23 protein-coding genes and 1 tRNA gene are annotated in these 24,431 nt (G+C 68.4%); 14 read left to right on the plus strand and 10 right to left on the minus strand.

What is annotated here, in order from left to right; translation table 11 throughout:
• Window positions 1-210 precede the first annotated feature (210 nt).
• From HNR11_RS10045 to secG, 3 genes are all read left to right on the plus strand, one after another.
• The gene (locus HNR11_RS10045; protein WP_179442158.1) at window positions 211-1,437 is read left to right on the plus strand and encodes a phosphoglycerate kinase; all 1,227 of its coding nucleotides are present in this window, start codon (window positions 211-213) and stop codon (window positions 1,435-1,437) included.
• Between the two features lie 78 nt (window positions 1,438-1,515).
• Window positions 1,516-2,340 (plus strand): triose-phosphate isomerase, encoded by an 825-nt coding sequence (gene tpiA / locus HNR11_RS10050; RefSeq protein WP_058889410.1) that lies wholly within the window; start codon window positions 1,516-1,518, stop codon window positions 2,338-2,340.
• An 82-nt stretch (window positions 2,341-2,422) separates the two neighbouring features.
• Window positions 2,423-2,674, plus strand: coding sequence for a preprotein translocase subunit SecG (gene secG, locus HNR11_RS10055; RefSeq protein WP_058889409.1), 252 nt, complete (start codon window positions 2,423-2,425; stop codon window positions 2,672-2,674).
• Window positions 2,675-2,815: 141 nt separating this feature from the next.
• Here secG and pgl read toward each other — a convergent pair whose 3' ends face one another.
• The 7 genes from pgl to serB all read right to left on the minus strand — a co-directional run bounded on the left by pgl (window position 2,816) and on the right by serB (window position 12,808).
• Complete coding sequence (gene pgl / locus HNR11_RS10060) at window positions 2,816-3,679, minus strand: 6-phosphogluconolactonase (protein WP_179442159.1); 864 nt, start codon at window positions 3,677-3,679, stop codon at window positions 2,816-2,818.
• A 56-nt stretch (window positions 3,680-3,735) separates the two neighbouring features.
• A complete protein-coding gene (locus HNR11_RS10065) occupies window positions 3,736-4,695 on the minus strand; it encodes a glucose-6-phosphate dehydrogenase assembly protein OpcA (protein WP_179442160.1) in 960 nt (319 codons plus the stop codon).
• Window positions 4,696-4,708: 13 nt separating this feature from the next.
• Window positions 4,709-6,229, minus strand: a complete 1,521-nt coding sequence (gene zwf / locus HNR11_RS10070) for a glucose-6-phosphate dehydrogenase (RefSeq protein WP_179442971.1) — start codon at window positions 6,227-6,229, stop codon at window positions 4,709-4,711.
• A gap of 86 nt (window positions 6,230-6,315) precedes the next feature.
• Window positions 6,316-7,965 carry a glucose-6-phosphate isomerase gene (locus HNR11_RS10075; RefSeq protein ID WP_179442161.1) on the minus strand — a complete coding sequence of 550 codons (1,650 nt, stop codon included), beginning with the start codon at window positions 7,963-7,965 and terminating at the stop codon, window positions 6,316-6,318.
• 219 nt (window positions 7,966-8,184) lie between these two features.
• Window positions 8,185-9,306 carry a transaldolase gene (gene tal / locus HNR11_RS10080; RefSeq protein WP_058889406.1) on the minus strand — a complete coding sequence of 374 codons (1,122 nt, stop codon included), beginning with the start codon at window positions 9,304-9,306 and terminating at the stop codon, window positions 8,185-8,187.
• Between the two features lie 175 nt (window positions 9,307-9,481).
• The gene (tkt, locus tag HNR11_RS10085; RefSeq protein ID WP_179442162.1) at window positions 9,482-11,593 is read right to left on the minus strand and encodes a transketolase; all 2,112 of its coding nucleotides are present in this window, start codon (window positions 11,591-11,593) and stop codon (window positions 9,482-9,484) included.
• A 237-nt stretch (window positions 11,594-11,830) separates the two neighbouring features.
• Complete coding sequence (gene serB / locus HNR11_RS10090) at window positions 11,831-12,808, minus strand: phosphoserine phosphatase SerB (RefSeq protein ID WP_246310381.1); 978 nt, start codon at window positions 12,806-12,808, stop codon at window positions 11,831-11,833.
• A gap of 48 nt (window positions 12,809-12,856) precedes the next feature.
• Here serB and HNR11_RS10095 point away from each other — a divergent pair, with 48 nt between their 5' ends.
• From HNR11_RS10095 to HNR11_RS10120, 6 genes are all read left to right on the plus strand, one after another.
• Window positions 12,857-13,681: an ABC transporter ATP-binding protein gene (locus HNR11_RS10095; protein WP_058889403.1), complete on the plus strand. Its 825-nt coding sequence runs from the start codon at window positions 12,857-12,859 to the stop codon at window positions 13,679-13,681.
• Window positions 13,681-14,625 carry a sulfite exporter TauE/SafE family protein gene (locus HNR11_RS10100; protein ID WP_179442163.1) on the plus strand — a complete coding sequence of 315 codons (945 nt, stop codon included), beginning with the start codon at window positions 13,681-13,683 and terminating at the stop codon, window positions 14,623-14,625. Before HNR11_RS10095 ends, HNR11_RS10100 begins: the two co-directional genes overlap by 1 nt.
• Before the next feature lie 168 nt (window positions 14,626-14,793).
• Window positions 14,794-15,051 (plus strand): type B 50S ribosomal protein L31, encoded by a 258-nt coding sequence (locus tag HNR11_RS10105; protein WP_036474713.1) that lies wholly within the window; start codon window positions 14,794-14,796, stop codon window positions 15,049-15,051.
• Between the two features lie 156 nt (window positions 15,052-15,207).
• Window positions 15,208-15,684, plus strand: coding sequence for a DUF2975 domain-containing protein (locus HNR11_RS10110; protein WP_179442164.1), 477 nt, complete (start codon window positions 15,208-15,210; stop codon window positions 15,682-15,684).
• Window positions 15,684-15,905, plus strand: a complete 222-nt coding sequence (locus HNR11_RS10115) for a helix-turn-helix domain-containing protein (protein WP_058889400.1) — start codon at window positions 15,684-15,686, stop codon at window positions 15,903-15,905. The genes HNR11_RS10110 and HNR11_RS10115 overlap by 1 nt, the downstream gene beginning before the upstream one ends.
• The gene (locus tag HNR11_RS10120; RefSeq protein ID WP_179442165.1) at window positions 15,906-16,556 is read left to right on the plus strand and encodes a DUF2975 domain-containing protein; all 651 of its coding nucleotides are present in this window, start codon (window positions 15,906-15,908) and stop codon (window positions 16,554-16,556) included.
• A gap of 339 nt (window positions 16,557-16,895) precedes the next feature.
• Here HNR11_RS10120 and HNR11_RS10125 read toward each other — a convergent pair whose 3' ends face one another.
• Window positions 16,896-17,642 (minus strand): SDR family NAD(P)-dependent oxidoreductase, encoded by a 747-nt coding sequence (locus HNR11_RS10125; RefSeq protein WP_179442166.1) that lies wholly within the window; start codon window positions 17,640-17,642, stop codon window positions 16,896-16,898.
• 96 nt (window positions 17,643-17,738) lie between these two features.
• On the opposite strand from HNR11_RS10125, the gene HNR11_RS10130 reads away from it, so the two are divergent.
• The 3 genes from HNR11_RS10130 to HNR11_RS10140 all read left to right on the plus strand — a co-directional run bounded on the left by HNR11_RS10130 (window position 17,739) and on the right by HNR11_RS10140 (window position 19,677).
• Window positions 17,739-18,299, plus strand: a complete 561-nt coding sequence (locus tag HNR11_RS10130; RefSeq protein WP_179442167.1) for a TetR/AcrR family transcriptional regulator — start codon at window positions 17,739-17,741, stop codon at window positions 18,297-18,299.
• Between the two features lie 92 nt (window positions 18,300-18,391).
• Window positions 18,392-19,483 carry a lipoate-protein ligase small subunit gene (gene lplB / locus HNR11_RS10135; RefSeq protein ID WP_179442168.1) on the plus strand — a complete coding sequence of 364 codons (1,092 nt, stop codon included), beginning with the start codon at window positions 18,392-18,394 and terminating at the stop codon, window positions 19,481-19,483.
• 108 nt (window positions 19,484-19,591) lie between these two features.
• Window positions 19,592-19,677, plus strand: a tRNA-Leu gene (locus HNR11_RS10140).
• A 183-nt stretch (window positions 19,678-19,860) separates the two neighbouring features.
• On the opposite strand, the gene HNR11_RS10145 is transcribed toward HNR11_RS10140, so the two are convergent.
• A complete protein-coding gene (locus HNR11_RS10145; protein WP_179442169.1) occupies window positions 19,861-20,559 on the minus strand; it encodes a hypothetical protein in 699 nt (232 codons plus the stop codon).
• 118 nt (window positions 20,560-20,677) lie between these two features.
• Window positions 20,678-21,274 (minus strand): YdeI/OmpD-associated family protein, encoded by a 597-nt coding sequence (locus HNR11_RS10150; RefSeq protein WP_179442170.1) that lies wholly within the window; start codon window positions 21,272-21,274, stop codon window positions 20,678-20,680.
• Window positions 21,275-21,756: 482 nt separating this feature from the next.
• Here HNR11_RS10150 and HNR11_RS10155 point away from each other — a divergent pair, with 482 nt between their 5' ends.
• Window positions 21,757-23,091 (plus strand): M20/M25/M40 family metallo-hydrolase, encoded by a 1,335-nt coding sequence (locus HNR11_RS10155; protein WP_179442171.1) that lies wholly within the window; start codon window positions 21,757-21,759, stop codon window positions 23,089-23,091.
• Between the two features lie 114 nt (window positions 23,092-23,205).
• Complete coding sequence (locus tag HNR11_RS10160; protein WP_179442172.1) at window positions 23,206-24,366, plus strand: acyl-CoA dehydrogenase family protein; 1,161 nt, start codon at window positions 23,206-23,208, stop codon at window positions 24,364-24,366.
• Window positions 24,367-24,431 lie beyond the last annotated feature (65 nt).

Consider the following 24,431-nt stretch of genomic DNA (forward strand, 5'->3'; position numbering starts at 1 on the left):
CGCAGAGGCCCCGGCTCGACGAACCCTCGTCGAGACCGGGGCCTCTGCCGTGCGGCATAAGCCGGCGCCGTCGTCGTCGGTCCTGTCGGCGGACTCGTTTTGTCCCCGGGCGGAGGGCCCCAGCGCCGTCGTCGTCGGCTCCCGGCCGGAGCGCCTGCTCAGCCGCACCGCCCCATGTTTCTCCCTTCCAGCGATTGGTACCCTGAACACATGACTGCAGCCACCCTTGACGCCCTGCTCGCCGAAGGCCTGGACGGCCGCCGCGTGCTCGTCCGCTCCGATCTCAACGTGCCGCTGAAGGATGGTGTGGTCACCGACGACGGCCGCATCCGCGCCTCGCTGCCGGTGCTTGAGAAGCTCGCCGCCGCCGGCGCCCGGGTGCTGGTCACCGCGCATCTGGGCCGCCCCAAGGGCGAGCCCGAGCCGAAGTACTCACTCGCCCCGGTGGCCGCCCGGATGGCCGAGCTCACGGAGGTTCCCGTGGTGCGCGCCGAGGACCTGGTGGGCCCCAGCGCCCAGGAGCAGGCCGCCGCGCTGGCTCCGGGCCAGATCCTGCTGCTGGAGAACGTCCGCTTCGACCCGCGCGAGACCTCCAAGGACGACGCCGAGCGGGCCGAGCTTGCCGCCGAGCTCGCCGCGCTGACCGGCGAACACGGCGCCTACGTCAACGACGCCTTCGGCGCGGTGCACCGCGCGCATGCCTCGGTCGCTGACATCACCGCGAAGCTGCCCGCCTACCAGGGCGATCTAGTCCGCGACGAGCTGCAGGTGCTCAAGCGCCTGACCGAGACCCCGGAGCGCCCCTACACGGTGGTGCTCGGCGGGTCCAAGGTCTCTGACAAGCTCGCCGTGATCGAGAACCTGATGAGCCGGGCGGACACGCTGCTGATCGGCGGCGGCATGGTCTTCACCTTCCTCAAGGCGCAGGGCCACGGGATCGGGAAGTCCCTGGTGGAGAACGACAAGCTTGACACCGTCACCGGCTTCCTTCAGGCCGCCGAGCGGCACGACTGCCGGATCGTGCTGCCCACCGACATCGTGATGGCCTCGGCCTTCGCTGCCGACGCCGAGGTCGAGGTGCTCCCGGTGGACGCCCTGGAGTCCGGCAAGCACGGCGCCGAGGCGCTGGGCCTGGACATCGGACCCGAGACTTCCCAGGCCTTCGCCGCCGAGATCGCCCAGGCCAAGACGGTCTTCTGGAACGGGCCCATGGGCGTGTTCGAGATGGAGGCCTTCGCCAAGGGCACCGCCGCCGTGGCGGAGGCGCTGACCACCACCGAGGCCTTCACCGTGGTGGGCGGCGGCGACTCCGCGGCCGCCGTGCGCGCGCTGGGCTTCGACGAGGACAGCTTCGGCCACATCTCCACCGGCGGCGGCGCCAGCCTGGAATACCTTGAAGGCAAGTCGCTGCCCGGCATCGACGCCCTCGAGTCCTGACCCGCCGCTCGGCGGTTCCACCGCCGCTGCTTCGCCTGACCTGCTGATCTCATCACCGTTGAAAGGGACACCCTCTCCATGACTACTCAGAAGAACGGCGCCTTCGTGCGCCGCCCGCTGATCGCGGGCAACTGGAAGATGAACATCGACCACATGGAAGCGATCGCGCTGGTCCAGAAGCTGGCCTGGACGCTGAACGACGCCGGCCACGACTACGACCGGGTGCAGGTCTCGGTGTTCCCGCCGTTCACCGATCTGCGCGGCGTGCAGACCCTGGTCACCGGGGACAAGCTGGGCATTGACTACGGCGCCCAGGACCTCTCCGACCAGGACTCCGGGGCCTACACCGGGGACATCTCCGGGGCCTTTCTGGCGAAGCTTGGCTGCTCCCAGGTGCTGATTGGACACTCCGAGCGCCGCGAGGTCCACGGCGAGACCGATGAGCAGCTCAATGCCAAGCTCTCCGCCGCGCTGCGCCACGGGCTCGCCCCGGTGCTCTGCGTCGGGGAAGGCCTGGAGGTCCGCGAGGCCGGGAACCACGTCGCGCACACGCTGGCCCAGCTCGAAGGCGCCCTGGTGGGTCGCAGCGCCGAGGAGCTCGCCGAGCTCGTCGTCGCCTACGAGCCGGTCTGGGCGATCGGCACCGGCAAGGTGGCAGGGCCCGAGGACGCGCAGGAGATGTCCGCCGCGATCCGCGCCAAGCTCGCCGAGCTGTACTCCCAGGAGTTCGCCGACACCGTGCGGGTGCTCTACGGCGGTTCCGTGAAGTCCAAGAACGTCGCTGCGATCCTCGGCGGCGCCGATGTGGACGGCGCCCTGGTCGGCGGAGCGAGCCTGGACACCGAGGAGTTCAGCAAGATCGCCTCCTTCGAGAAGCACGTCGACACCGGCGCGCAGGGCTGAGCTGACTCCGGAAGTCAGGATTCAGCCCCATCCGGGCTATCCTGGTAGTCGTTTCGCCCCCGTTCCATCATGAAAGGTCGCTGTGTCTGCACTGACCATCGCACTTCAGGTGCTCCTGGCACTGATCAGCCTGCTGCTGATCCTGCTCATCCTGCTGCACAAGGGCCGCGGCGGAGGCATGTCTGACATGTTCGGCGGCGGCGTGACCTCCTCGCTGGGGTCCTCCGGCGTGGCAGAGCGCAACCTGAACCGGCTGACCATCACCTTGGCGGTGAGCTGGGGCCTGATCATCGTGGCCCTGGCCCTGATGGTGCCGCTGGGCGCCGATATCTGAGCGCCCCACGCAGCGAAAAGAGCCCCGCCCGACCACCACGGTCGAGCGGGGCTCTTCGCATCCCACCCACCTATCCTGGGTGGTTGAGTTTTCCGGCGGTTACGAAGTAGCCGGAAAACTCAACTGCCCAGGAGGGGGAGGTCAGGAGAGCTGGGAGGCGGCGGCCCGGTCCAGGTGCCAGATGGTCTCCCGGGTGCCGCGGGCGTTCACTGCCGGGATCTCCGCGACCACGGTGTCCAGGGTCAGCGCCTGTGCGGCGGCCTCGGCCTTGTCCGCGCCGGAGACCACCATCCAGACTCGCTGCGCGCTGTGGATCGCCGGGAAGGTCAGCGAGATCCGCTGCGGCGGCGGCTTGGGGGAGGAGTCCTCACCCGTCGTCGTCGTCTCGGTGACCTCCAGCGCGGCTTTGCCGGGGAACAGGCTGGCCACGTGCCCGTCGGGTCCGACGCCGAGCAGCAGCACGTCGAACCGGGGCAGCGCCAGGCCGCCCTGGCTGCCGTCGGCGGCATGGCCCTGCAGCTCGGTGGCATACATCTCGGCCCCGATCTCTGGGTCTGCGGCGTCCTCCGAGGTCGGCATCCGGTGCACGTTCTCCTCGGGCAGCCCGTGCTCGGCGATCAGCGCATCGAGCAGCGCGTCGTGGGCCTGCTGGGCGTTGCGCTCCGGGTCATCGCTGGGCAGCAGCCGCTCATCGCCCCACCAGAAGTGCACCTGACGCCAGGGCGGGGTCTCGGTGCCGGGCCGAGCGACCAGCTCGGCCACCTGAGCCAGCACCGCGATGCCTGCGCTGCCCCCGGTGAGCACCGCGTGAGCCTCACCGTGCTCCCGCGCCGCGTCGACCAGCACCGCGAGCAGCCGCTCCGCGACCACCGAGACCAGCTGGTCCTTCTCCGCGAAGACCTCGGTGCGCGGGGCCGCCAGCGCAGATCCAGAGGAAGCCGGCTCAGCCGAAGCCGACGCGGACGAGGTGGACTCAGCCGAAGTGGCTTGGGGGGAATCTGTCATGGGGGATGCACCTTTCCGCAGCATCTTGCACGTTTCCCCCGAGCCTAACCGCTGGGTCAGGCCGCGGGCGAGGCGCCGGTGAGATCGGTGACCGGCAGCGCCCGGGTGAGCACCTCGCCGAAGACCTCATCGGAGTCCAGCCGGCGCAGCTCCTCGGCCAGGCACACCTCCAGGGTGCGCACCGGCAGCGGCACGCCCTGGACCAGGCCGTCGGCGGAGCGCAGCTCGGCGATCTCCTCCCCGCGCGGCCGGGAGAGACTGACATCTCCCTCGGCCCGGTGGAAGGTGACCGCGGTCAGCGTCAGTGGGAGCTCGGACTCCGCCGGTGCCACCGTGGAGACCAGGCTGACCGGGATCTGAAGCGCCTGCTGCAGCCAGGCCGCGAGCAGCGCCGCGCTGGGCAGGTCCGCGGCGGCCTCCACGGTCACCGAGGTCAGGTCCGCCGGGTCCAAGGTGTCCAAGATGCTGGCCAGGTGGATCCGCCAATGGGTCAGCCGGGTCCAGGCCAGGTCGGTGTCACCCTCGGCGTAGTGCGCGGAGATCCGCTGCAGTGCCTGAAGCGGGCGCGGGTCCATCGCGGAATCGGTGATCCGGCGGTGCGCGATCTTCCCGATCGGGGTGCTGCTGACGTTCTCCGGCAGCTCATCGGCCCACCACGCCACGATCGGGGCATCCGGGAGCAGCAGCGCGGAGACCATCGCTTCGTTCTGCTCGGTGAGCTCCCCGGAGGCCTCCAGCACGATCACCTCTGAGGCGCCGGCGTCCCCGCCGACCCGGATCTGGGCGTTGAGCCGGGTCTCGTCGGCGGCTCGGCCCGAGGCCAGCACGATGATCCGGCAGGGATGCTCCCGGGAGGCCCGGTTCGCCGCGGCGATCGCAGGCTCCGCGTTGTCCTTGGAGGTCAGGATGACCAGCGTCAGCACCCGGGTCAGGGCGACGACGCCGCCGTCCTCGCGCAGCTTGCGCAGCTTCTTGGAGACCTTCGAGGTGGTGGTGTTCTCGATATCGACGATCACGTGAGTTCTCCTTCTAGGGCCTGCGCCAGGTGCGGCCATCGCGGGCCAGCAGATCATGGGCAGAGGGTGGCCCCCAGCCGCCCGGGGCATAGGGCTCGGGCTGGACCTGCTGGGCGGCCCAGTGCTCCTCGAAGGGGTCCAGGATCTTCCAGGAGAGCTCGACCTCCTCATGGCGGGGGAACAGCGGGGGCTCCCCGAGCAGCACATCGAGGATCAGCCGCTCATAGGCCTCCGGGCTGTCCTCGGTGAAGGCGTGCCCATAGCCGAAGTCCATGGTGACGTCGCGGACCTCCATCTGGGTGCCCGGGACCTTGGAGGCGAACCGGATGGTGGCACCCTCATCGGGCTGGACCCGGATGACGACGGCGTTCTGGCCGAACTCCTTGTCATCGTGGTCCTGGAAGAGCAGGTTCGGGGCGCGCTTGAAGATCACCGCGATCTCGGTGACCCGGCGGCCCAGCCGCTTCCCGGCGCGCAGGTAGAACGGGGCCCCGGCCCAGCGACGGGTGTTGATGTCCAGCTTCAGCGCCGCGAAGGTCTCCGTGGTGGAGTCCGGGTTGAACCCCTCCTCGTCGAGGAACCCGACGACCTTCTCCCCGCCCTGCCAGCCGGAGGTGTACTGGCCCCGGGCCGAGGCGGCCCCGAGATCCTCCGGGATCCGCACGGCGGCGAGCACCTTCTCCTTCTCGGCGCGCAGGTGCGCGGCGTCGAAGGAGATCGGTTCCTCCATCGCGGTCAGCGCGAGCAGCTGCAGCAGGTGGTTCTGGATCACGTCGCGGGCGGCGCCCACGCCGTCGTAATAGCTGGCTCGGCCTCCGATGCCGATGTCCTCGGCCATGGTGATCTGCACATGATCCACGTACTGGGCGTTCCAGAGCGGTTCGAAGAGCTGGTTCGCGAAGCGCAGCGCGAGCAGGTTCTGCACCGTCTCCTTGCCCAGGTAGTGATCGATCCGGAAGACCGCATCCGGGGGGAACACCGATTCCACCACGGCGTTGAGCTCCCGGGCGGAGGCCAGATCATGGCCGAAGGGCTTCTCGATGACCACCCGGCTCCAGGGGTCCTCCACCGTGTCCTGTGGGGCGGCGAGCCCATGCGAGGACAGCTTCTGGCAGACGATCTCGAAGGAGTTCGGCGGGATTGAGAGGTAGAACGCGTGGTTGCCGCGGGTGCCCCGGGATTCCTCGAGCTCCTCCAGGGTCTCGCCGAGCCGGGCGTAGGCGGCGTCGTCGTCGAACCCTTCGGTGGTCACGAAGCGCAGCCCGTCGGAGAGCTGCTCCCAGACCTGCTGGTCGAAGGGGGTGCGCGCGGAGGCCTTGACCTGCTCGAGGACCTCCGCGGCGAACTGCTCATGGGTCCAGTCCCGACGGCCGAAGCCCACCAGGGAGAAGCTCGGTGGCAGCAGCCCGCGGTTGGCGAGGTCGTAGATCGCCGGGAGCAGCTTCTTGCGCGCCAGGTCACCGGTGACCCCGAACATCACCATCGCCGAGGGTCCGGCGATCCGGTTCAGGCGACGGTCGCGGGGGTCGCGCAGCGGGTTGCTGGGCCGGCCGTGCGAGGCCCCTACGCTGCGCGGTGCCCCGGCGCCGGAGCTGGGCGCGGAGGTGCTGCGTGCTGAGCTCACAGGGCGTCCACGGTCTCGATGACCTGGGCCAGGCCGGCGGTGCGGTCGTTCAGGTGCACCTGCAGCACCGGCATGTCATGCCCGGCGAGCACCTGGGCGTCGCCCTCGGCCTGCGCGGCGATCAGCTTGGCCAGCGTGAAGGGCCGGTCCGGGACCTGCACATCGGTGCTGGAGCTGGCGGTGAGCTGCAGGAAGGCGCCCACGTGCGGGCCGCCCTTGTGGAACTGTCCGGTGGAGTGTAGGAAGCGCGGGCCCCAGCCGAAAGTCACCGGGCGTCCGGCCAGCGAGGAGAGCTGGGCGCGGATCGCTTCCAGCTGGGTCTCGGTGGTGCGGTCCAGGTAGGCGGTGACCGCGAGGTAGCCGTCCTCCGGCACGGACTTCACCAGCGCCTGCAGCGCCTGGCTCAGATCGGTCGGGTTCGCCTCGGTCAGTGCTCCGCCGCCGAGGGTGCGGATGGAGAGCGCGCCGTCGGTCACCGCGTCACCGGCCTCCGGGGCGGGCGCGTCGAGCAGGCCGCGGGCGGCGGTCTTGGCGGACTCCACATCGGGCTGGTCGAAGGGGTTGATGCCCAGCAGCGCCCCCGCGACCACGGTGGCGACCTCCCAGAGGATGAACTGCGCGCCCAGGCTTCCGCCGGTGCGCACCCCGTGCGAGCTGACCACCAGGTCGGCGTCGTCGTTGTCCACCGAGGCGCCGTCTTCGACCTCGACGTCGATGATCTGGGTGATCAGCACGTCGTCGTCATCGCGGTGCAGCTCCGGCTCGCCGTCGGCGACGATCACCGGCAGCAGGCCGGTGCCGTTCTTGCCGGTGGACTCCGCGATCAGCTGCTCGATCCAGGCACCTAGGCCGATCAGCGGGGAGCCCACGTCCACGAGCACCAGCTTATTGCGCAGCGGCGCGGTGCCGCCGATGGCCGCACCCAGGCGCAGACCGGGGTTGTCGGCGTCGTCCTCGGCGAGGATGGTGAGCGTCTCCTCGGCGTCGTCAAGCAGGGACTCCAGGTCGGCCCCGGCCAGACCGGAGGGGACCAGGCCGAAGGCGGTGAGCGCGGAGTAGCGCCCGCCCACCGTGGGGTCGGCTTCGAAGATCGCGCGGACCCCGGCCTCGGCGGAGGACTCGGCCAGCGGGGAGCCCGGGTCGGTGACGATCACGGTGCGGCTCAGCGCGTCGACCCCGGCCTCGGTCATCGCCTGCTGCACGATCCGGCGCTGCGAGTCGGTCTCCACGGTGGAGCCGGACTTCGAGGAGACCACGAGCACGGTCTTCTCGATGTCAGCGCCGACGACGGCGGCCACATGCTGCGGGTCGGTGGAGTCCAGCACGGTGAGCTCCACCCCGGCGGTGGCGCAGATGACCTCTGGGGCCAGGGAGGACCCGCCCATCCCGGTGAGCACCACCCGGGTGACGCCCTCGGCGGCGAGCTCCTCGCGCAGCGCGGCGATCTTCGGCAGCAGCGCGCGGGAGTCCTCGACGAGCGCCACCCAGCCCAGCCGCTTGCTGGCCTCCTCCTCGGCGTCCACGCCCCAGAGGGTGTGGTCCTTCGCGGCCAGTCGGGAGGCGAATTCGTGGTCCAGCAGACCGGGAACCTGGTGTTCGGCGGCCTGACGGGCCGCTCCGGACAGTGTCAGGGAGAGTGAGCTCATGACGTGCTTCCTTTCTCAGCCGAACGCCTCGGTTCAGCCTGGCCAGCATCTGCGCTTATAGGGGGCCGGTGGGATTCACACGGCTGTTGACCCTGATCGGCGCCCGATCCAGCCGCCTGCGCTCGACTTGCGGCGAGCGGAGGCGTCCCGGGCCGGGCACCGTACGGGGTGAACAGTCGGCCGGTCCGCTCAGATCGCGAGCGGACCGGCGTGCACGGTTCAGCTGTTGCGCTTGAGCCCATCGTCGATGGTGCCCAGCAGGCCCTTCCAGGAGACCTCGAACTTCTCCAGACCTTCGGTCTCCAGGGTGTCGACGACGTCGCGGTAGCTGATCCCGGCGGCGGAGATGCCGTCGAGGACCTTATTGGCCTCCACGTAGGTCTCGCTGAGCGTGTCCTTCTCCACCACGCCGTGATCGGCCAGGGCCAGCAGAGTCTTCTCCGGCATGGTGTTGACCACGTCGGTGCCGGCCAGCTCGGTCACGTACAGGGTGTCCGAGAGGTTCGGGTCCTTGGTGCCCGTGGAGGCCAGCAGCAGGCGCTGCGGGCGTCCGCCGCGCTCGGCGAGCAGCTGCCAGCGCTCGGAGGAGAAGGTCTCCACCGCGATCTGGTGCGCGAGCCGGGCGTTGGCCACGGCGGCCTGGGACTTCAGCTTCTCGGTGCCGGGCTTGCCCTCTTCGGCGGCGAGCTCCAGGCGCTTGTCGATCTCGGCGTCCACGCGGGAGACGAAGAAGGAGGCCACGGAGTGGATCTTGGAGATGTCGATCCCGTCCGAGTGGGCCTTCTCCAGGCCGAGCATGAACGCGTTGATCACCGCGCGGTAGCGCTCCAGGGAGAACACCAGGGTCACGTTGACGCTGATGCCCTCGGCGGTGACGGCGGCGATCGCCTCGATGCCCTCCACGGTGGCGGGGATCTTGATCAGCACGTTCTCCCGGTCCACCGCCTTGTAGAGCTCGCGGGCCTGGGCGATGGTGCCGGCGGCGTCGCGGGCCAGGCGGGGATCCACCTCGATGGAGACCCGGCCGTCGACCCCGTCGGTGGCCGCGTAGACCCCGGCGAACACGTCGCAGGCCTCGCGCACATCGGCGGTGGTGATGTCGAAGACGGCCCGCTCGGCGTCGGCTCCGGCGGCGGCCAGCTCGGTCAGCTGCGCCTCATAGGCCTCGCCGTCCTTCAGAGCGGACTCGAAGATGGTCGGGTTGGTGGTGACGCCGACGACGTTGTGCGTCTCGATCAGCTTCGCCAGCGAGCCCGAGTTCAGCCGTTCCCGGGAGAGGTCATCGAGCCAGATCGAGACCCCGAGGTCCGAGAGGGCCTGGGTGTTCTTGTTTGCAGTCATGGTGTTCTCCTGATGCCAGGTGATGGATGAGTCTGATGCGCCGGACCCCCGGAGGCCCTGCCCCGTGAAGGGCCTGCCCTGTGCAGGGCCGGTCGGAGGCAGAGCCTCCGGGTGGTCTCGGTCAGCGAGGGTGCTCCTCGGGGCGCCCGGTGGAGGGTGCGCCGAGGGGCCGCCCTCAGGAGGCGGCGGCGATGGATTCCTGGGCGGCCTCGGTGACAGCGGCGGCGGTGATGCCGAACTGCTCGTAGAGCACCTTGTAGTCCGCAGAGGCCCCGAAGTGATCCAGCCCGATGATCCGGCCGGCGTCACCGACGATGTCCCGCCAGCCCATGGAGGACGCGGCCTCCACGGAGACGCGCGCCTTCACGGCGGCCGGGATGACCGACTCGCGGTAGGCGGCGTCCTGCTCGAAGAACCACTCGCGGCAGGTCATGGACACCACGCGGGCGGCGACGCCCTGAGCGGTGAGCGCCTCGCGGGCTTCCACGGCGAGCTGGACCTCGGAGCCGGTGCCGATCAGCACGACGTCGGGGGTCACCACGGCTCCGTCCTTGACCGCCTCGGCCAGCACGTAGGCGCCCTTGGCGGCGCCCTCCACCGAGCCGAACTCGGTGGCGGTGGCGGCACCGGTGCCGCGGGCGTAGGTCGGGATGTTCTGTCGGGTCAGCGCCAGACCGGCGGGGCGATCATTGCGGCGCAGCACCTCGCGCCAGGCGATGGCCACCTCATTGGCATCCCCGGGGCGGATCACGTCCAGGTTGGGGATGGCGCGCAGGCTGGCGAGCTGCTCCACCGGCTGGTGGGTGGGTCCGTCCTCGCCCAGACCGATGGAGTCGTGGGTCCACACGAAGATCGATCCGGTGCCCATCAGCGCGGCCAGCCGGATGGCGGGGCGCTGATAGTCCGAGAAGATCAGGAAGGTGCCGTTATAGGTGCGCAGCGGGGTGGAGAGCGAGATGCCGTTGGTGATCGAGGCCGCGGCGTGCTCCCGGATGCCGAAGTGCAGGTTGCGCCCATAGCGGTTGCCGGAGAACTTCTCGGTGGAGTGGGACTCCGGGATGAAGGAGTCGTAGCCGGAGAGCAGCGTGTTGTTCGACCCCGCGAGGTCTGCGGAGCCGCCCCAGAGCTCGGGGAGCACCTCGGCGATGCCGTTGAGCACCTTGCCGGAGGCGGAGCGGGTGGCGACCTCTTCACCGGAGGGGAACTCGGGGAGATTCGACTCCCATCCCTCGGGCAGCTCGCCGGCGGTCAGCCGGTCCAGCAGCGTGGCCTGCTCCGGGTTGGCCTCGCGCCAGGAGGCGAACTTGCCGTCCCATTCCTTCCGGGTCTCCACGCTGCGCTCGAGGATCTTGCGGGCGTGGGTGAGGACCTCGTCCTCCACCGCGAAGTGCGCCTCGGTGTCGAAGCCGAGCAGCTCCTTGAGCGCGACCAGCTCGTCGTTGCCCAGCTTCGAGCCGTGGATCCCGCCGGTGTTCTGCTTCTTGGGCGAGGGGTAGCCGATCACGGTGCGCAGCGCGATCAGGGAGGGCTTGGAGGTCTCGGCCTTGGCCGCCTCCAGCGCGCGGTGCAGCTCCTCGATGTCCTCGTCGTAGTCACCGGACTTCTTCCAGTCCACGCGCTGCACGTGCCAGCCGTAGGCCTCATAGCGTGCGGAGACGTCCTCGGTGAAGGCGATGTCGGTGTCATCTTCGATGGAGATCTTGTTGTCGTCCCAGATCACCACGAGGTTGCCCAGCTCCTGGTGGCCTGCCAGCGAGGAAGCCTCGGAGGTCACGCCCTCCTGGAGGTCGCCGTCGGAGGCGATCACCCAGATGGTGTGGTCGAAGGGGGACTCCCCGGCGGGCGCCTCGGGGTCCATCAGGCCGCGCATCCGGCGCTGCCCGTAGGCGAAGCCGACCGAGGAGGCCAGACCCTGTCCCAGCGGGCCGGTGGTCATCTCCACTCCGGGGGTGTGTCCGTACTCGGGGTGGCCCGGAGTCAGCGAATCCCAGGTGCGCAGCGCGGCCAGGTCCTCGACCTCGAGGCCGTAGCCGGAGAAGTAGAGCTGGAGGTAGAGCGTGAGCGAGGTGTGACCGGGGGAGAGGATGAAGCGGTCGCGGCCGATCCACTGCGGATCAGTGGGATCATGCTTCATCATCTTCTGGAAGATCAGGTAGGCGGCTGGAGCCAGCGACATCGCGGTGCCGGGGTGGCCGGAGCCGACCTTCTCCACGGAGTCGGCTGCAAGTACGCGCAGCGTATCGACTGCCCGCTTATCCAGATCGGTGAATACGGCATTTTCGGTCACTAGGTTTCCTCCAAATGGTGAGGGACGTGTGGACAACGAGGGCCGCGCACATCGTTGTGCCGCGCAGGATCAACCCTACCGGGATAGAGGCTATTCCTGGCGGATCATCAGAGCATTGCTGGATGCTCACGGGTGATGATCGCGAGTATGAGTTCTCTGGCTGCGGCGTCTTCGCCGCGGCTGTGTGTTCTCTCCTGCGACGGTGCAGGGGTGTTTCACTCCGTCGAACCGGTCGGCTCAGCTCATCCCCAGGGCCAGCGAGATGAGCTTGAAGGAGCGGTGGTCGATCACGAGGTCCGCCTGCTCGCGCAGGGCGGGCTTGGCGCAGAAGGCGATGCCCACTCCGGCGGCGGTGATCATGTCCAGGTCATTGGCGCCATCGCCGACCGCGACGACGTTGTGCGGGAGCAGTCCCTGTGACGCCGACCACTGTTCAAGATACTCCTTCTTTGCCGCGCGGTCGACGACGGCGCCCCGCACGGTCCCTTCCAGGGTCCCCTGCGGCGAGATGGCCAGGTCATTGGCGTGGTGGCCGGTGAGCCCCAGATCCTCCGCCAGCGGTGCGAGCACCTGAAGGAATCCGCCGGAGACGGCGTAGCTGGGCCAGCCGCGCCGGCGCATCTCCTGCAGCAGCTCCCGGGCGCCCTGGGTGGGGGTGACCGCGGCGAGGGTCGAGTCGATCACGCTCTGCGGCAGCCCGGTGAGCGCGGAGACCCGCTGGTGCAGGGAGGCGGCGAAGTCGATCTCCCCGCGCATGGCACGCTCGGTGACCTCGGCGACCTCGGCCTCCCGTCCGGCGTCGCGGGCCAGCAGCTCGATCACCTCCTGGTCGATCAGCGTGGAGTCCACGTCCATCAGCAGCATCAGCCGGCCGTCCTGCGCGTGCAGCCGGGCGCGGTGCGGGGCCGGCAGCACCGTCTGGGTGACCGTGCCGCTGAGCTGATGCGCGGCGTCTTCGAGCAGCGAGACCGCCAGCTGGGAGCCGAAGGAGTCGTCGGAGTCATCCAGCGTCACGGACCAGCGCACCGCGGAGACCTCGGTGGCATCGGCCAGAGGGACCTGGCGCAGCTCCACACTGTGGACCACGCCGCGTCGAGAGAACTCGTGGGTCAGCGAGCGGATCAGTGGTCCGTCGAGCTCGGCGGCGGCCAACATGGCCACCGTGCCGGGTGGGAGATCGGGGCCGGGGAGATCAGGATCAGGGTGCGCAGTCATAGCGTGTTCAGCCTATAGCGCCTGATCGGGTTCGATAGTGTTGGGGCCATGAGTCCTGTCCTCGATATCCAGAATGTCAGCGTGCGCCGAGGGCGCAAGAGCCTGTTGAACGACGTCTCCTGGACGGTGAACGAGGACGAGCGCTGGGTGATCCTGGGGCCGAACGGGGCCGGCAAGACCACCCTGCTCCAGATCGCCGCGGCACGGTTGTTCCCGACCACCGGCACGGCGCGGATCCTCGATGAGCAGCTCGGCGCCGTCGACGTCTTCGAGCTGCGCCCGCTGATCGGATTCAGCTCCAACTCGCTGACCACCACGGTCCCGATGCAGGAGACCGCGCTGAACGTCGTGGTCACCGCCGCCTACGGGGTCACCGGACGTTGGCGCGAGGAGTATGAGCAGCTCGATGAGCGCCGGGCGTTCGCGCTGCTCAACGAGTGGGGCGTGGGCACGGTCTTCGACCGACCCTTCGGGACGCTCTCCGAGGGGGAGCGCAAGCGGGTGCAGATCGCCAGGGCGCTGATGACCGATCCGGAGCTGCTGCTCCTGGACGAGCCCGGCGCCGGACTGGACCTGGGTGGACGTGAGGCGCTCGTGGAGCGCACCAGCGAGCTGGTCAGCAGCGAGGAGTCCCCGACGACGGTGCTGGTCACCCACCATCTGGAGGAGATCCCGCCCGGATTCACCCACGTGCTGCTGCTGCGTGACGGCAAGACCGTCGCCGCAGGCCCGATCGAGGAGACCATGACCTCGGAGAACCTCTCGAAGACCTTCGACACCGAGCTGGACCTGATCCACCGCGACGGACGTTTCTCCGCGTTCAAGAAGCCGACCGGGGCTGCCGCCGCGGCGTCGTCGCAGGCTCGTGGCTGATGGAGGCGCTCGCTGACTTTGAACTGCACGGCCTCGGGATCGAATTCCTGCTGCTCATCCTGGTGGCAGGCGTCTGGGCCGGTGCGATCAACACCGTGGTGGGCTCCGGGACCCTGGTGACCTTCCCGGTGCTGGTCGCGATGGGAATCCCGCCGGTCTCCGCCACGGTCTCCAACGCGATGGGCCTCATCGCCGGGAACTTCACCGGAGCCTGGGGGTATCGGCGCGAGATCCGGCAGGTGAAGTCGGTGCTGATCAAGCTGGTGCCGACCTCGGTGCTGGGCGGCGTCATCGGCGCGGTGCTGCTGATCACCCTGCCCGAGGAGGTCTTCGGCCGCGTCGCCCCGATCCTGATCGTGGTCTCGCTCGCCTTCGTGATCGCCCAGCCCCGGCTCTCCGCCTGGGTCCGGGCGCGCGCTGCAGCCCGGGAAGAGGAGAAGCGGCCTGACCAGCCCGGCGCGGAGCCGGCTGCGGCCGACGCTGATGCTGGCGCGGATGGCGGCGCCGACGAGGCTGCCGCGGCGAAGCCCGCCAAGCCCTCGATGCCCACGGTCAGCCTGGTGCTGATGCTCCTGGTCTTCGCCGCCGGCATCTACGGCGGCTATTTCGTGGCCGCTCAGGGGATCCTGCTCATGGGCATCCTCGGCATCTTCCTGATGGCCAACATCCAGCAGGCCAACGGGGTGAAGAACCTGCTGGTCGCCGTCGTGAACCTCACCGCCGCGATCAGCTACCTGGTGGTCGACTACCTGATCCGGGAACCCGACGAACGGGTGATCCTCTGGGGCGTGGTGGGCATCATCGCCGTGGGCTCCACGCTGGGCGGACTCATCGGAGCCTGGGTGGGTCGCCGGCTCTCACCGCTGGTGCTGCGCCTGGTCATCGTGACCCTGGGCCTGGTGGCGCTGTTCGTGATGCTGCGCAACCTCTTCCTGGGTGGTTGAGTTTTCCGGCTACTTCGTAACCGCCGGAAAACTCAACCACCCAGGCGGGGGAGGGGTGCCCGGCGGGTGTGGGGTCGATTTGATATAGTGCTGTGTTGGTCCAAACTCGGCCCACCCTCAGTTCCACGCTTCTGGCAAAATCCAGCGGCAGATGAAAAGGACACATTCATGAAGTCTGATATCCACCCCAAGTACGAGCCGGTCATCTTCAACGATCTGGCCTCCGGTGAGAAGATCCTCACCCGCTCCACCACTTCCTCGAAGAAGACCATGGAGTGGGAAGACGGCAACACCTACCCGGTCATCGACGTCGAGATCTCCGCAGCCTCGCACCCGTTCTACACGGGCAAGCAGCGCATCATGGACTCCGAGGGTCGCGTCGAGCGCTTCAACGCACGCTTCAAGGGCTTCGGCGGCAAGAAGTAAGCACACCGCTTCTCGCTCCAAGCAGCCTCGGAAGGGCCGCAGTCACTTCGACTGCGGCCCTTCCGCTGTCTCCGGGGTCTTGTCCGGCCGACGACGCCGACCAGCATCCGCGCTGAGTATGTTGACTAACAACATGCATCGATTGATAATCGATATATGTCTACCGTGTATTCAACAGCACTCAGGATTGCGCTGAGCCTTCTGCTGCTGGGAAGCCTCATCGTCCAGCTCGCGATCCCGATCAACGCGGGAAGCGCGGGGGAGATGTTCCCCGACGTTGCACCGCTGACGGTGCCCTACGCCGCTCTCGCGATCGCCGCGATCGTGGGTGTCCAAGTCGGGCTGGTCGCCACCTGGCGCCTCGCGACGATGGTGTCGAAGGATCGGATCTTCGATTCCGCGGCGTTGAAATGGGTCGATGTCATCCTGCTGGCGTTGATGGCCTCCACGGCTCTGGCGGCGGGGGTCCTCGTGCACCTGATCTTCATCGTCCAGATCGGCGGGCCCCCGGCCTTGCTCGGACTGGGCGGGGCCATGACCCTGGGGGTCTCGCTCCTGCTGCTTCTCGCGGTCATGCGGAGTCTGCTGGTCCAGGCGATCGACTACCGCACGGAACTTGCGGGGGTCGTCTGATGGCCATCCGGGTCGCCATCGACGTCATGCTCGCCGAACGCCAGATGTCAGTGGGCGAGTTGGCGGAGAGGGTGGGCATCACGCCGGCCAACATCTCGATACTGAAGAACAACCGGGCTCGGGCGGTCCGGTTCTCCACCTTGGAGGCACTCTGCGAAGCCCTCGATTGTGAGCCTGGTGATCTGCTGCGGCGAGAGCCCTCCGACGGCAGTGATCGGTAGATGACCAGAACAGAGCACCTCGGCTGGAGGATCCTTCTTGGAGGGTTGTTTCTCGGCGCGCTGATCGCCCAGCTGATCCTGGTCCCAGCTTTGGCGGCGTCCTTGGCTGAGGATTACCCCCAGGTCGCGCATCTCCAGGTGCCCTACCTGGTGGCCGTGACGGTCGCGATCGGCGGATTCGAGGTGGCTGTCGTGGCGGCCTGGAGGCTTCTGGTGGCTGCGGCCGTGGACACCGTTGCCGCCCCGGCCGCCCCGGCCGCCGCGGCCGACACCGTGGCCACCGCGGCCGAGTGGCCTACGACTGATCGAGTGCATCGGTGGGCCAACATCATGGCGGTGTCGCTGGGTGTCATGGCGGTGGCCTTGGCCGGCGTGTTCCTTCACGCCGGGTGGGTGGAGAATATCGGTGGACCACCGATGCTGTTCGGATTGCTGGCTTCTATGGCTGTGCTGCTCACCTCGCCAGTGCTCAGCCGTGGAGTAATGCTGTGCACCGGGGGATTCACCGGCGTGCGAGCGACGCGGCAGCACTGGCGCTGCTGGGTCTGCTTCTTCACCAAGGATTACTGGCCGAGTACGGCACCGTCTTCGAGAACGCCCTGGAGGGCCTCGTCTGAGGTCTCGCGGCCGGCGTCTCCGGGGTCGCCCTGATCCGGGCCCTTGTCGTCGTCGCGATCGTCCCCGTGCTTTCCCCGCGAACGTGGATACGCTCGATCTCCATCGCCATCCCGGTCGTCATGTTGCTCGCGATGCTTGCCCTCACCCCTATGGCGCTCGGGTAGAAGATAGAGGCCCAGTGCGACTCCGTTCCGCGATGCGTGAGCGAGGACGTGGGGGAGCCTGCCGCCACCGCCGAGCGTGAGTCGCAGGAGACGTTCGATTCCATCGAGCACATCGGCTACTCCCATCGCGGCGGGGCCAGCGGCGTCGGCGGCGGAGCCCGCCGTTTGATCTGCGGCGCGAGTGCGGAGCAGGCCCAGCGTCGGGGCCTCACATCAGGACGCCACCGGATACCTCGATGCGCTCGCCCGATGCCCAGCGGAACTCGTGGGACACCAGGGCGGAGATCGCGTCGGCGATGTCGTCCGGGTCGCCCACTCGTCCTAGAGCGGTCTGACCGGACAGGAACTCCCGCATGGCGTCGCTGTCGCGCATGGCGCCGCCGTTGAAGTCGGTCGCCGTCGGCCCGGGGGCGATTGAGTTGACCCGGATGCCCCGCGGGCCCAGTTCCAGGGCAAGGCTCCGGGTGAGTGCTTCGAGCGCCTTCTTCGATGCTGCATAGACCGAAGTCGCCGGGCTGGAGTGTCGGCTGAGCGAGCTCGATACGTTCACGATCCGCGCTCCTTCCGAGAGGTGGGGCAGAAGGGCCTGGGTGAGGAAGAGTGGACCGCGGACGTTGGTGGAGAACGTGGCATCGAAGTCCTCTGCAGCGATGTCGCCGAGCGGCGCGAACAGTCCCACCCCGGCGTTGTTGACCAGCACATCAATAGTGCTGGCGCTCCACTCCTTCTCGATGCCTGCGAGCACCGCGACGCGAGCAGCCTCGATGGAGGTCAGGTCTGCGACGTCCAGCCGAACCGCGATAGCTTCTCCGCCTGATGCGACGATCTCCTCCACGACGTCGTGCGCGCCGTCTCGCGAGGCGGCAACGACTCGGATCTGGTTTCGGGCCAGAGCGAGCGCGGTGGCTCGTCCGAGGCCGCGGTTGGATCCGGTGATGAGGGCGATGCGTGTCATGGCGTCTCCTATAAGTAAATGAGTACTTACTTGTAAGCTAGTGGCTGAGCGTAGGGTCGTCAATAGCTCGTTGATCGCAACCTGAGGGGGAGACGTATGGCACGTGACGCCGAAGCCACCAAGGGACGGATACTCGAGGCCGCGACCACGGAGTTTGCGGCGCACGGATTTGCTGGCGGACGGGTGGAGCGGATTGCCTCCGCAGCGCAGAGCAATGTCCGGATGATCTACGCCTACTACGGCGGCAAGAGCGGCTTGTTCGACGCAACCCTGGCAGAGGCCCTGCGTCGCATGGCTGAGAACGTCCCGCCGCGTCCCGAGGACCTCGCCGGCTGGGCCGGGGACGTGTTCGACCATCACCAGCGCTTCCCGGAGGTGCTTCGGATGAGCATGTGGGCCCAGCTCGAGCGGCCCGAGGCCACTTCCGAACCGCGCGAGATCTACCGGAACAAGGCGCTCGCGGTGGCGACGGCGGCAGCGCACCCCCTGTCCGCCGTCGACATCCTGGTGTTCATCTACGCCATCGCCCAAGCATGGCAGCTCTCGCCGGGCGGGCTGACTGGGCTAGACGAGAATCCGGTCCGCACCGAGGAGGTCGCGGCTCGCCGGCAGGCTGTCGTCATCGCCGTCGAGCGCATGCTCCGAGCTGGCGCCTGAGTGGAGTCCCTCCCGGGTCCGAGCCGACCGTCAGCGCTGACCGCTCGCGCGACTCATCCCGGCACAGCCGCCAGCACCCATAGGATTGCCCCATGACGGATACGCATCAGCATCACGGGGAGTACAAGGTGGTGGGCGGCAAGCTCGTCGTCGTCGACCTGCATACCGACCTTGACCCCGGCACCCACCCACGCGACGCGCGGATCACCGCCGCCTCGGTCAACGGGGACTTCTTCCTGGAGCCCGATGAGGCGCTGGACTCGCTCAATGCCGCGCTGATCGGGCTGCCGACCCGCGCCACCCGGGAGGAGATCGCCGAATCGGTGCGCGCGACGCTGCCCGCCCAGGCGCAGATGTTCGGCTTCGATGAATACGCCATCGCCACCGCCGTGCGCCGCGCGCTGGGTCATGCCACCCGCTGGGAGGACCACGACTGGGAGGTCATGCCCGCGGTGCAGCTGCCCGTGGAGAAGCATGTGGCGCTGGATCAGGTGCTCACCGAGGAGGTGGGCCGCGGCAATCGACCCCCGCTGATGCGGATGTGGGACTACTCCGGGCGTGCCGTGGTGATCGGGTCTTTCCAGTCCCTGGCCAACGAGGTCGACTCCGAGGCCGCCGAACGGCTCGGCGCCACTGTGGTCCGGCGGATCACCGGTGGGGGAGCGATGTACATGGACGAGGGCAGCTTCGTCACCTATTCGCTCTCGGTGCCGGCCTCCCTGGTGGACGGGCTCAGCTTCGCCGATTCCTACCCGTTCCTGGACGCCTGGGCGATGGAGGCGCTGACCTCGATCGGGATCACCGCCTCCTATAAGCCGCTCAACGACATCGTCTCCACCGAGGGCAAGATCGGCGGGGCCGCGCAGAAGCGTCTGGCCAGCGGCGGCATGGTGCACCACGTGACCATGAGCTATGACATGAACGCGAACGACATGCTCCAGGTGCTGCGCATCGGCAGGGAGAAGATCTCCGATAAGGGAATCACCTCCGCCGCCAAACGAGTCGACCCGCTGCGCAGCCAGACCGGACTGGCCCGCCAGGAGATCCTCGACGCCTTCGTGGAGACCTTCGCGACGAAGTACGGCGCCCGGATCGCAGAGATCCGCCCGGAGGAGCTCGCCCGCGCCGAGCAGCTGGTGCAGGAGAAGTTCAGCACCGAAGAATGGACCGCAAGAGTCCCCTGATCTGGGCGCATCCAGGGTCCGACGGCGAGTGGTGGCCTGCTCGATTCGCGGTCCCGTTCAGCACCGTGCTAATGTTTCTTGTCGTTGCCTTTGAGGCAAAGACAAGATGCGCGGGTGGCGGAATAGGTAGACGCGCTAGCTTGAGGTGCTAGTCCTCGTATAAGAGGGTAGGGGTTCAAGTCCCCTTCCGCGCACATCTGAGAACGACGCAAAGACCCCGGTCCGACATGGAGCAATCCAGTCGGCCGGGGTCTTTGCTTTTCCCCTGCGTTGAGGGGCGGATTCTGCGATTACTTCATGCGGTTTTCGGCACTAGATGCTCGTACATTCCGCCACTCAACGTGGGGGAGGGTGCCACTCGACGCGGGCGAGGCAACTCAGCCGTCGTTGGCGTTGGCTGCGTCGTCGTAGTCTTCGGGATCGCCGCCGTCGTTCTTCGCCCACTGCTTCGCGCAACTGCCACCGGCCGGGTCCTGCTGCCAGTCGGCGCGGGCCTGGGACTGCTGCCAGAGCGCGGTGTCGATCTCGGCCTGGGACTGCCCGCCTCTGCCGAGGGTCGAGGTCTCGATGCCCTCCCAGCATGCGGTATGGGCCTCCAGGTCTTCCCACTCGCTGATCTCAAGGTAGTCCGGGTGGCACAGCGGGTCCGGCATGGCTCCGCTGCCGTCCCAGTCCTGCGGCCACCCGGCGGGCTTGGAGCCGGCATTGTGCTCGGCCTTCTCAGCGAGCGCATCGGCGTCCTGGCAGTGCAGATGGACCACCTCTACGCCGTCGTCGTCCTCGGGAGATATCTCGAGGAAGTCCACACCATCGGAACCGATGACGAGCTGGTGGCCGCCGCGATACTCCGCTTCCGGGTCCTGGGTGCTCGGCGAGGTCTCAGCCCTCGAGTCGCCAGCCTCGACGTCAGTCGAGCCAGCCGCCACGGCGTCTGTCTCCGTGGCGTCGGTCTGCGCGTCGGCTTCGGCGATTTCGGCCTCAGGTGCGTCGGCGGCAGGGGCCTCAGCTGCGCAGGATGAGAGCAGCAGCGCGGCGCCCGCGACGGCGAGAAGCGGCATCCAGGTTCGTGTGAGCATTCACTCACACTACATATCTTTGATTCCTCTGTGAACAAAAATAGGCGTTTGATTTGTCTCCGAGGGGTTGATTCTCCGAGGATTTCACGGAGTTTCTCGGCCCGGATGCCCGGATTTTTTAGCTTCGCGGGGGACGCCACTGATTTGCACGCTGGTTCAGGGCCGCCTGTTGGGCAGTCTCCTCGACCCGCGCTTGACGCGTCGCAGGGCGTCTGGCCTGGATGATCCATTCCAAGATCCCGCGGCGGACGGAGGGCGGAAACCGATCCCAGTTCTCTCTGGCAGGCGGATTGCGCGTGAAGGCTGCATCGAGGTCCTCGGGCACGATGAGGTCTTCCACCTGATCGAGCAGGGTCCACGCGCCAGATGCCACCGACCGGGCGACGACGCGCTCACCGGCCTCGGTCATCGCCCCGCTGCGGCGCAGCTGCTCCACCCGGAGCTTGTTCGGCCGGGACCACGCACTGCCGGGCTTGCGTGGGGAGAAGTAGAGCATCGTGCGTTCCTCGTCGAGCTTGCGCGGCCTGCTGTCGACCCACCCGACGGCGAGCGCCTCGGAGACGGCGTCGTCATAGCTCACCGCCGACCGGCCGGTGACCTTCTTCCAGGAGACCAGCCACACCGAAGATGCCGACTCATGGTGGGCGAGCAGCCACTCACGCCACTGCTGCCGCGTCTCGGCGTGCACCCGTGGCGCCGACTCTGGATCGGCCATCTCAGACCCCCTGGTGAGCTGACTGCTCCGCGCGGCCCAGCCGCTGCCTCCGGTGGGCTCGCGCGCTGGGCTCAGGATAGCGGCGGTCGCCGCGACAACCCCAGTGTCTCAGCACTGCCTGCCCCCTCTTCCTGCCGCCACTCCCTGCCGCGATTCGTCGCCCCCACGCATTGAGGGGCGGATTCTGCGACTAGTTAGGCCCACTTTCGGGTCAAACTAGTCGGAGAATCCGCCCCTCAACGAAAGAGAGCGGGGGAGGCTCAGCCGGCGGCGCCTGCGCTGGGGTTGCCTGGGTTGCGACCGGAGCGGTTGCGCACCATACGGAAAGCTTTGCGGCCGAGCCACATGAGGACTGTTCTGATGATCATGACTGGAGCATAGCCGAGGACACCCCCAAAGTCGGTACGAAACCTGAACAGGGCCTGGGAAGGCCAGACTCGCTAGGCTGGTGCCAGAAGATCCCCGACCCCAGGAGACGCCCTGTGAGCACCGCGACCGGCACGAACCCCGCAGATCCCGCAGCAGCAGCTGAGACCGAAGTCATCGATTTCTGCCGGGATCTGATCCGCTTTGACACCTCCAACTGGGGCGAGGGCAAGTCCAACGGGGAGCGCGAGGCCGCTGACTACTGTGCCGCGGTGATGCGCGAGGCCGGTCTCGAACCGGAGATCTACGAGTCCGCCCCCGGGCGCACCTCGGTGGTGGCCCGCATGAAGGGCAGCAACTCCGAGCTGGGCGCCCTGGTGGTGCACGGGCACCTCGACGTCGTCCCCGCCCAGGCGCAGGACTGGCAGGTGGACCCGTTCGCGGCGGAGATCCGCGACGGGATGATCTGGGGCCGCGGCGCCGTGGACATGAAGGACATGAACGCGATGATCCTGGCCGCGATGCTGCGGATGCACCGCGAGGGCCACCAGCCCCAGCGGGACCTGATCTTCGCCTTCTTCGCCGATGAGGAGGACAACGGCAACTTCGGCGCCAAGTGGATGGTCAAGCACCACCCGGAGGTCTTCGACGGCGCCACCGAGGCGATCAGCGAGGTCGGTGGGTTCTCCACCGACGTCGCCGGACAGCGCGCCTACCTGATCCAGACCGGCGAGAAGGGCCTGCACTGGACCAAGATGACCGCCTCGGGCACCGCCGGGCACGGTTCGGCGGTCCACAGCGACAACCCGGTGGTCCGGCTCGGTGCTGCCGTGGCCGCGATCGGTGAGCACGAGTGGCCGCTGGACTACACCAAGACCACCCGGGCGCTGATGGAGCAGCTCTCCGAGCTCACCGGGATCCCCTTCGATGAGAAAGACCCCTCGAAGCTGCTCGAGGCCACCGGCAGCGCCTCGAAGTTCATCGCCGCGACCCTGCGCAACACCTCGAACCCGACCCTGCTTGAGGGCGGCTATAAGCACAACGTGGTTCCCGGCTCCGCCTCCGCACTGGTGGACGCGCGCACCCTGCCGGAGCAGGATGAGCAGGTCGCCGCGAAGCTCAAGGAGCTCGCCGGGGAGAAGGTCAGCTTTGAGCTGCTCAACGGCGGACCCTCCCTGGAGGTCCCGTTCTCCGGGCTGCTGGTGGAGCAGATGGTCGCCTCACTGAAGGCCGAGGACCCCGAGGCCGTGGTGCTGCCCTACATGCTTGGCGGGGGCACCGACAATAAGCACCTGGCCTCACTGGGGATCTCCGGATACGGCTTCGCCCCGCTGCAGCTGCCCGCTGACATGGACTTCACCGGCATGTTCCACGGCGTGGACGAGCGGGTCCCGCTGGAAGCGCTGACCTTCGGGGTGCGCGTGCTGCACCGCTTCCTCGCCGCCCAGTAAGCGCCGCCCAGTAAGCGTCGCCTCTTCACGTCGCCGGTCCGCCGCGCCGTGACAGCCCCCCCGCCAGATCCCACCGCCACACCCCACCGCCACACCCCACCGCAGGAGCGCCCCATGGACCCCGTCACCGCCGTGCTGAGCCCGGAACTGCTGGTCCGCATCGCCAACCGTGCACCCGGCTACGACGCCCGCAACGAGTTCTGCCACGAGGACCTCGCTGAGCTCACCGAGGCGGGCTACCTGCGCGCCATGGTCCCGGTGGAGCAGGGCGGGCTCGGATGGGACTTCCCGACCCTGGTCGCCGCGCAGCGGAAGCTCGCGGCCGCTGCCCCGGCCACCGCGCTCGCGGTGAACATGCATCAGATCTGGGTGTCGGTGGCGCGCCGCATGGTCGCCGGTGGACACACCGCCTTCGAGCAGGTGCTCACGGAGGCCGCAGCGGGAGAGATCTTCGCCTTCGGCATCTCCGAGGCCGGCAATGACGCGGTGCTCTTCGACTCCACCACCCAGGCCGAGGTCCACGACGACGGCGCGGTGAGTTTCACCGGGACCAAGATCTTCACCACCCTGGCCCCGGTCTGGACCCGACTGGGCCTCTTCGGCAAGGACACCGCCGCCACCGGGGAGGACGGCGAGACCCCGCTGATCTTCGGGTTCCTGGAACGCGAGACGACGGGGTGGCACACGATCGAGAACTGGGACACCCTGGGGATGCGCGCCACCCATTCCCACGCCACGGCTCTGGAGGGCGCCCGGGTGTCGGCGGAGCGGGTCGTGCGGCGACTTCCGGTGGGCCCGAACCCGGACCCGCTGGTCTTCGCGATCTTCTCCTGCTTCTTGCCCCTGCTCGCTGCGGTCTACACCGGGATCGGGGATCGCGCGCTGACCCTGGGTGCGGAGCTGGTGGCCAAGCGCAGCTCGTTGCTGAGCGGGGAGACCCTGGACCGGGATCCCGACACCCGCTACAAGCTTGCCGAGGCGCAGCTGGCTCAGCTCTCGCTGGACTCGCAGCTGCGCGGGCTCGCCACAGAGATCGAGGCGGGCGTCGACCATGGGGCCTCCTGGTCGCCCCGCCTCGCGGCGCTGCGCACCAACGCCACCCGGACGGCCCGGCAGGTGCTGGACCTGGTCCTGGGGGTCAGCGGGGGAGCGCAGTACCACCGCGAGTCCGAGCTCAGCCGGCTCTACCGGGACTCGCTCGCCGGGATCCACCACCCCTCCGACGACGAATCCGCCCACCGGACGCTGGCCAACTACACCCTCGGCCCGCTCTGAGCCCGGGCGGCCGTGTCGCGCCCAGCAACTTGAGCCCCGCAACTTGAGCCCCGCAACCTCAGACC

Origin of the sequence: Nesterenkonia sandarakina, assembly GCF_013410215.1 — a bacterium.
GTDB lineage: Bacteria > Actinomycetota > Actinomycetes > Actinomycetales > Micrococcaceae > Nesterenkonia > Nesterenkonia sandarakina.

Coding starts and splice junctions, on each gene's coding strand:
- HNR11_RS10045 (WP_179442158.1), top strand. CDS start 211: ATGACTGCAGCCACCCTTGACGCCCTGCTCGCCGAAGGCCTGGACGGC.
- tpiA (WP_058889410.1), top strand. CDS start 1,516: ATGACTACTCAGAAGAACGGCGCCTTCGTGCGCCGCCCGCTGATCGCG.
- pgl (WP_179442159.1), bottom strand. CDS start 3,679: ATGACAGATTCCCCCCAAGCCACTTCGGCTGAGTCCACCTCGTCCGCG.
- HNR11_RS10075 (WP_179442161.1), bottom strand. CDS start 7,965: ATGAGCTCACTCTCCCTGACACTGTCCGGAGCGGCCCGTCAGGCCGCC.
- tal (WP_058889406.1), bottom strand. CDS start 9,306: ATGACTGCAAACAAGAACACCCAGGCCCTCTCGGACCTCGGGGTCTCG.
- serB (WP_246310381.1), bottom strand. CDS start 12,808: ATGACTGCGCACCCTGATCCTGATCTCCCCGGCCCCGATCTCCCACCC.
- HNR11_RS10095 (WP_058889403.1), top strand. CDS start 12,857: ATGAGTCCTGTCCTCGATATCCAGAATGTCAGCGTGCGCCGAGGGCGC.
- HNR11_RS10100 (WP_179442163.1), top strand. CDS start 13,681: ATGGAGGCGCTCGCTGACTTTGAACTGCACGGCCTCGGGATCGAATTC.
- HNR11_RS10105 (WP_036474713.1), top strand. CDS start 14,794: ATGAAGTCTGATATCCACCCCAAGTACGAGCCGGTCATCTTCAACGAT.
- HNR11_RS10110 (WP_179442164.1), top strand. CDS start 15,208: ATGTCTACCGTGTATTCAACAGCACTCAGGATTGCGCTGAGCCTTCTG.
- HNR11_RS10115 (WP_058889400.1), top strand. CDS start 15,684: ATGGCCATCCGGGTCGCCATCGACGTCATGCTCGCCGAACGCCAGATG.
- HNR11_RS10120 (WP_179442165.1), top strand. CDS start 15,906: ATGACCAGAACAGAGCACCTCGGCTGGAGGATCCTTCTTGGAGGGTTG.
- HNR11_RS10125 (WP_179442166.1), bottom strand. CDS start 17,642: ATGACACGCATCGCCCTCATCACCGGATCCAACCGCGGCCTCGGACGA.
- HNR11_RS10130 (WP_179442167.1), top strand. CDS start 17,739: ATGGCACGTGACGCCGAAGCCACCAAGGGACGGATACTCGAGGCCGCG.
- lplB (WP_179442168.1), top strand. CDS start 18,392: ATGACGGATACGCATCAGCATCACGGGGAGTACAAGGTGGTGGGCGGC.
- HNR11_RS10145 (WP_179442169.1), bottom strand. CDS start 20,559: ATGCTCACACGAACCTGGATGCCGCTTCTCGCCGTCGCGGGCGCCGCG.
- HNR11_RS10150 (WP_179442170.1), bottom strand. CDS start 21,274: ATGGCCGATCCAGAGTCGGCGCCACGGGTGCACGCCGAGACGCGGCAG.
- HNR11_RS10160 (WP_179442172.1), top strand. CDS start 23,206: ATGGACCCCGTCACCGCCGTGCTGAGCCCGGAACTGCTGGTCCGCATC.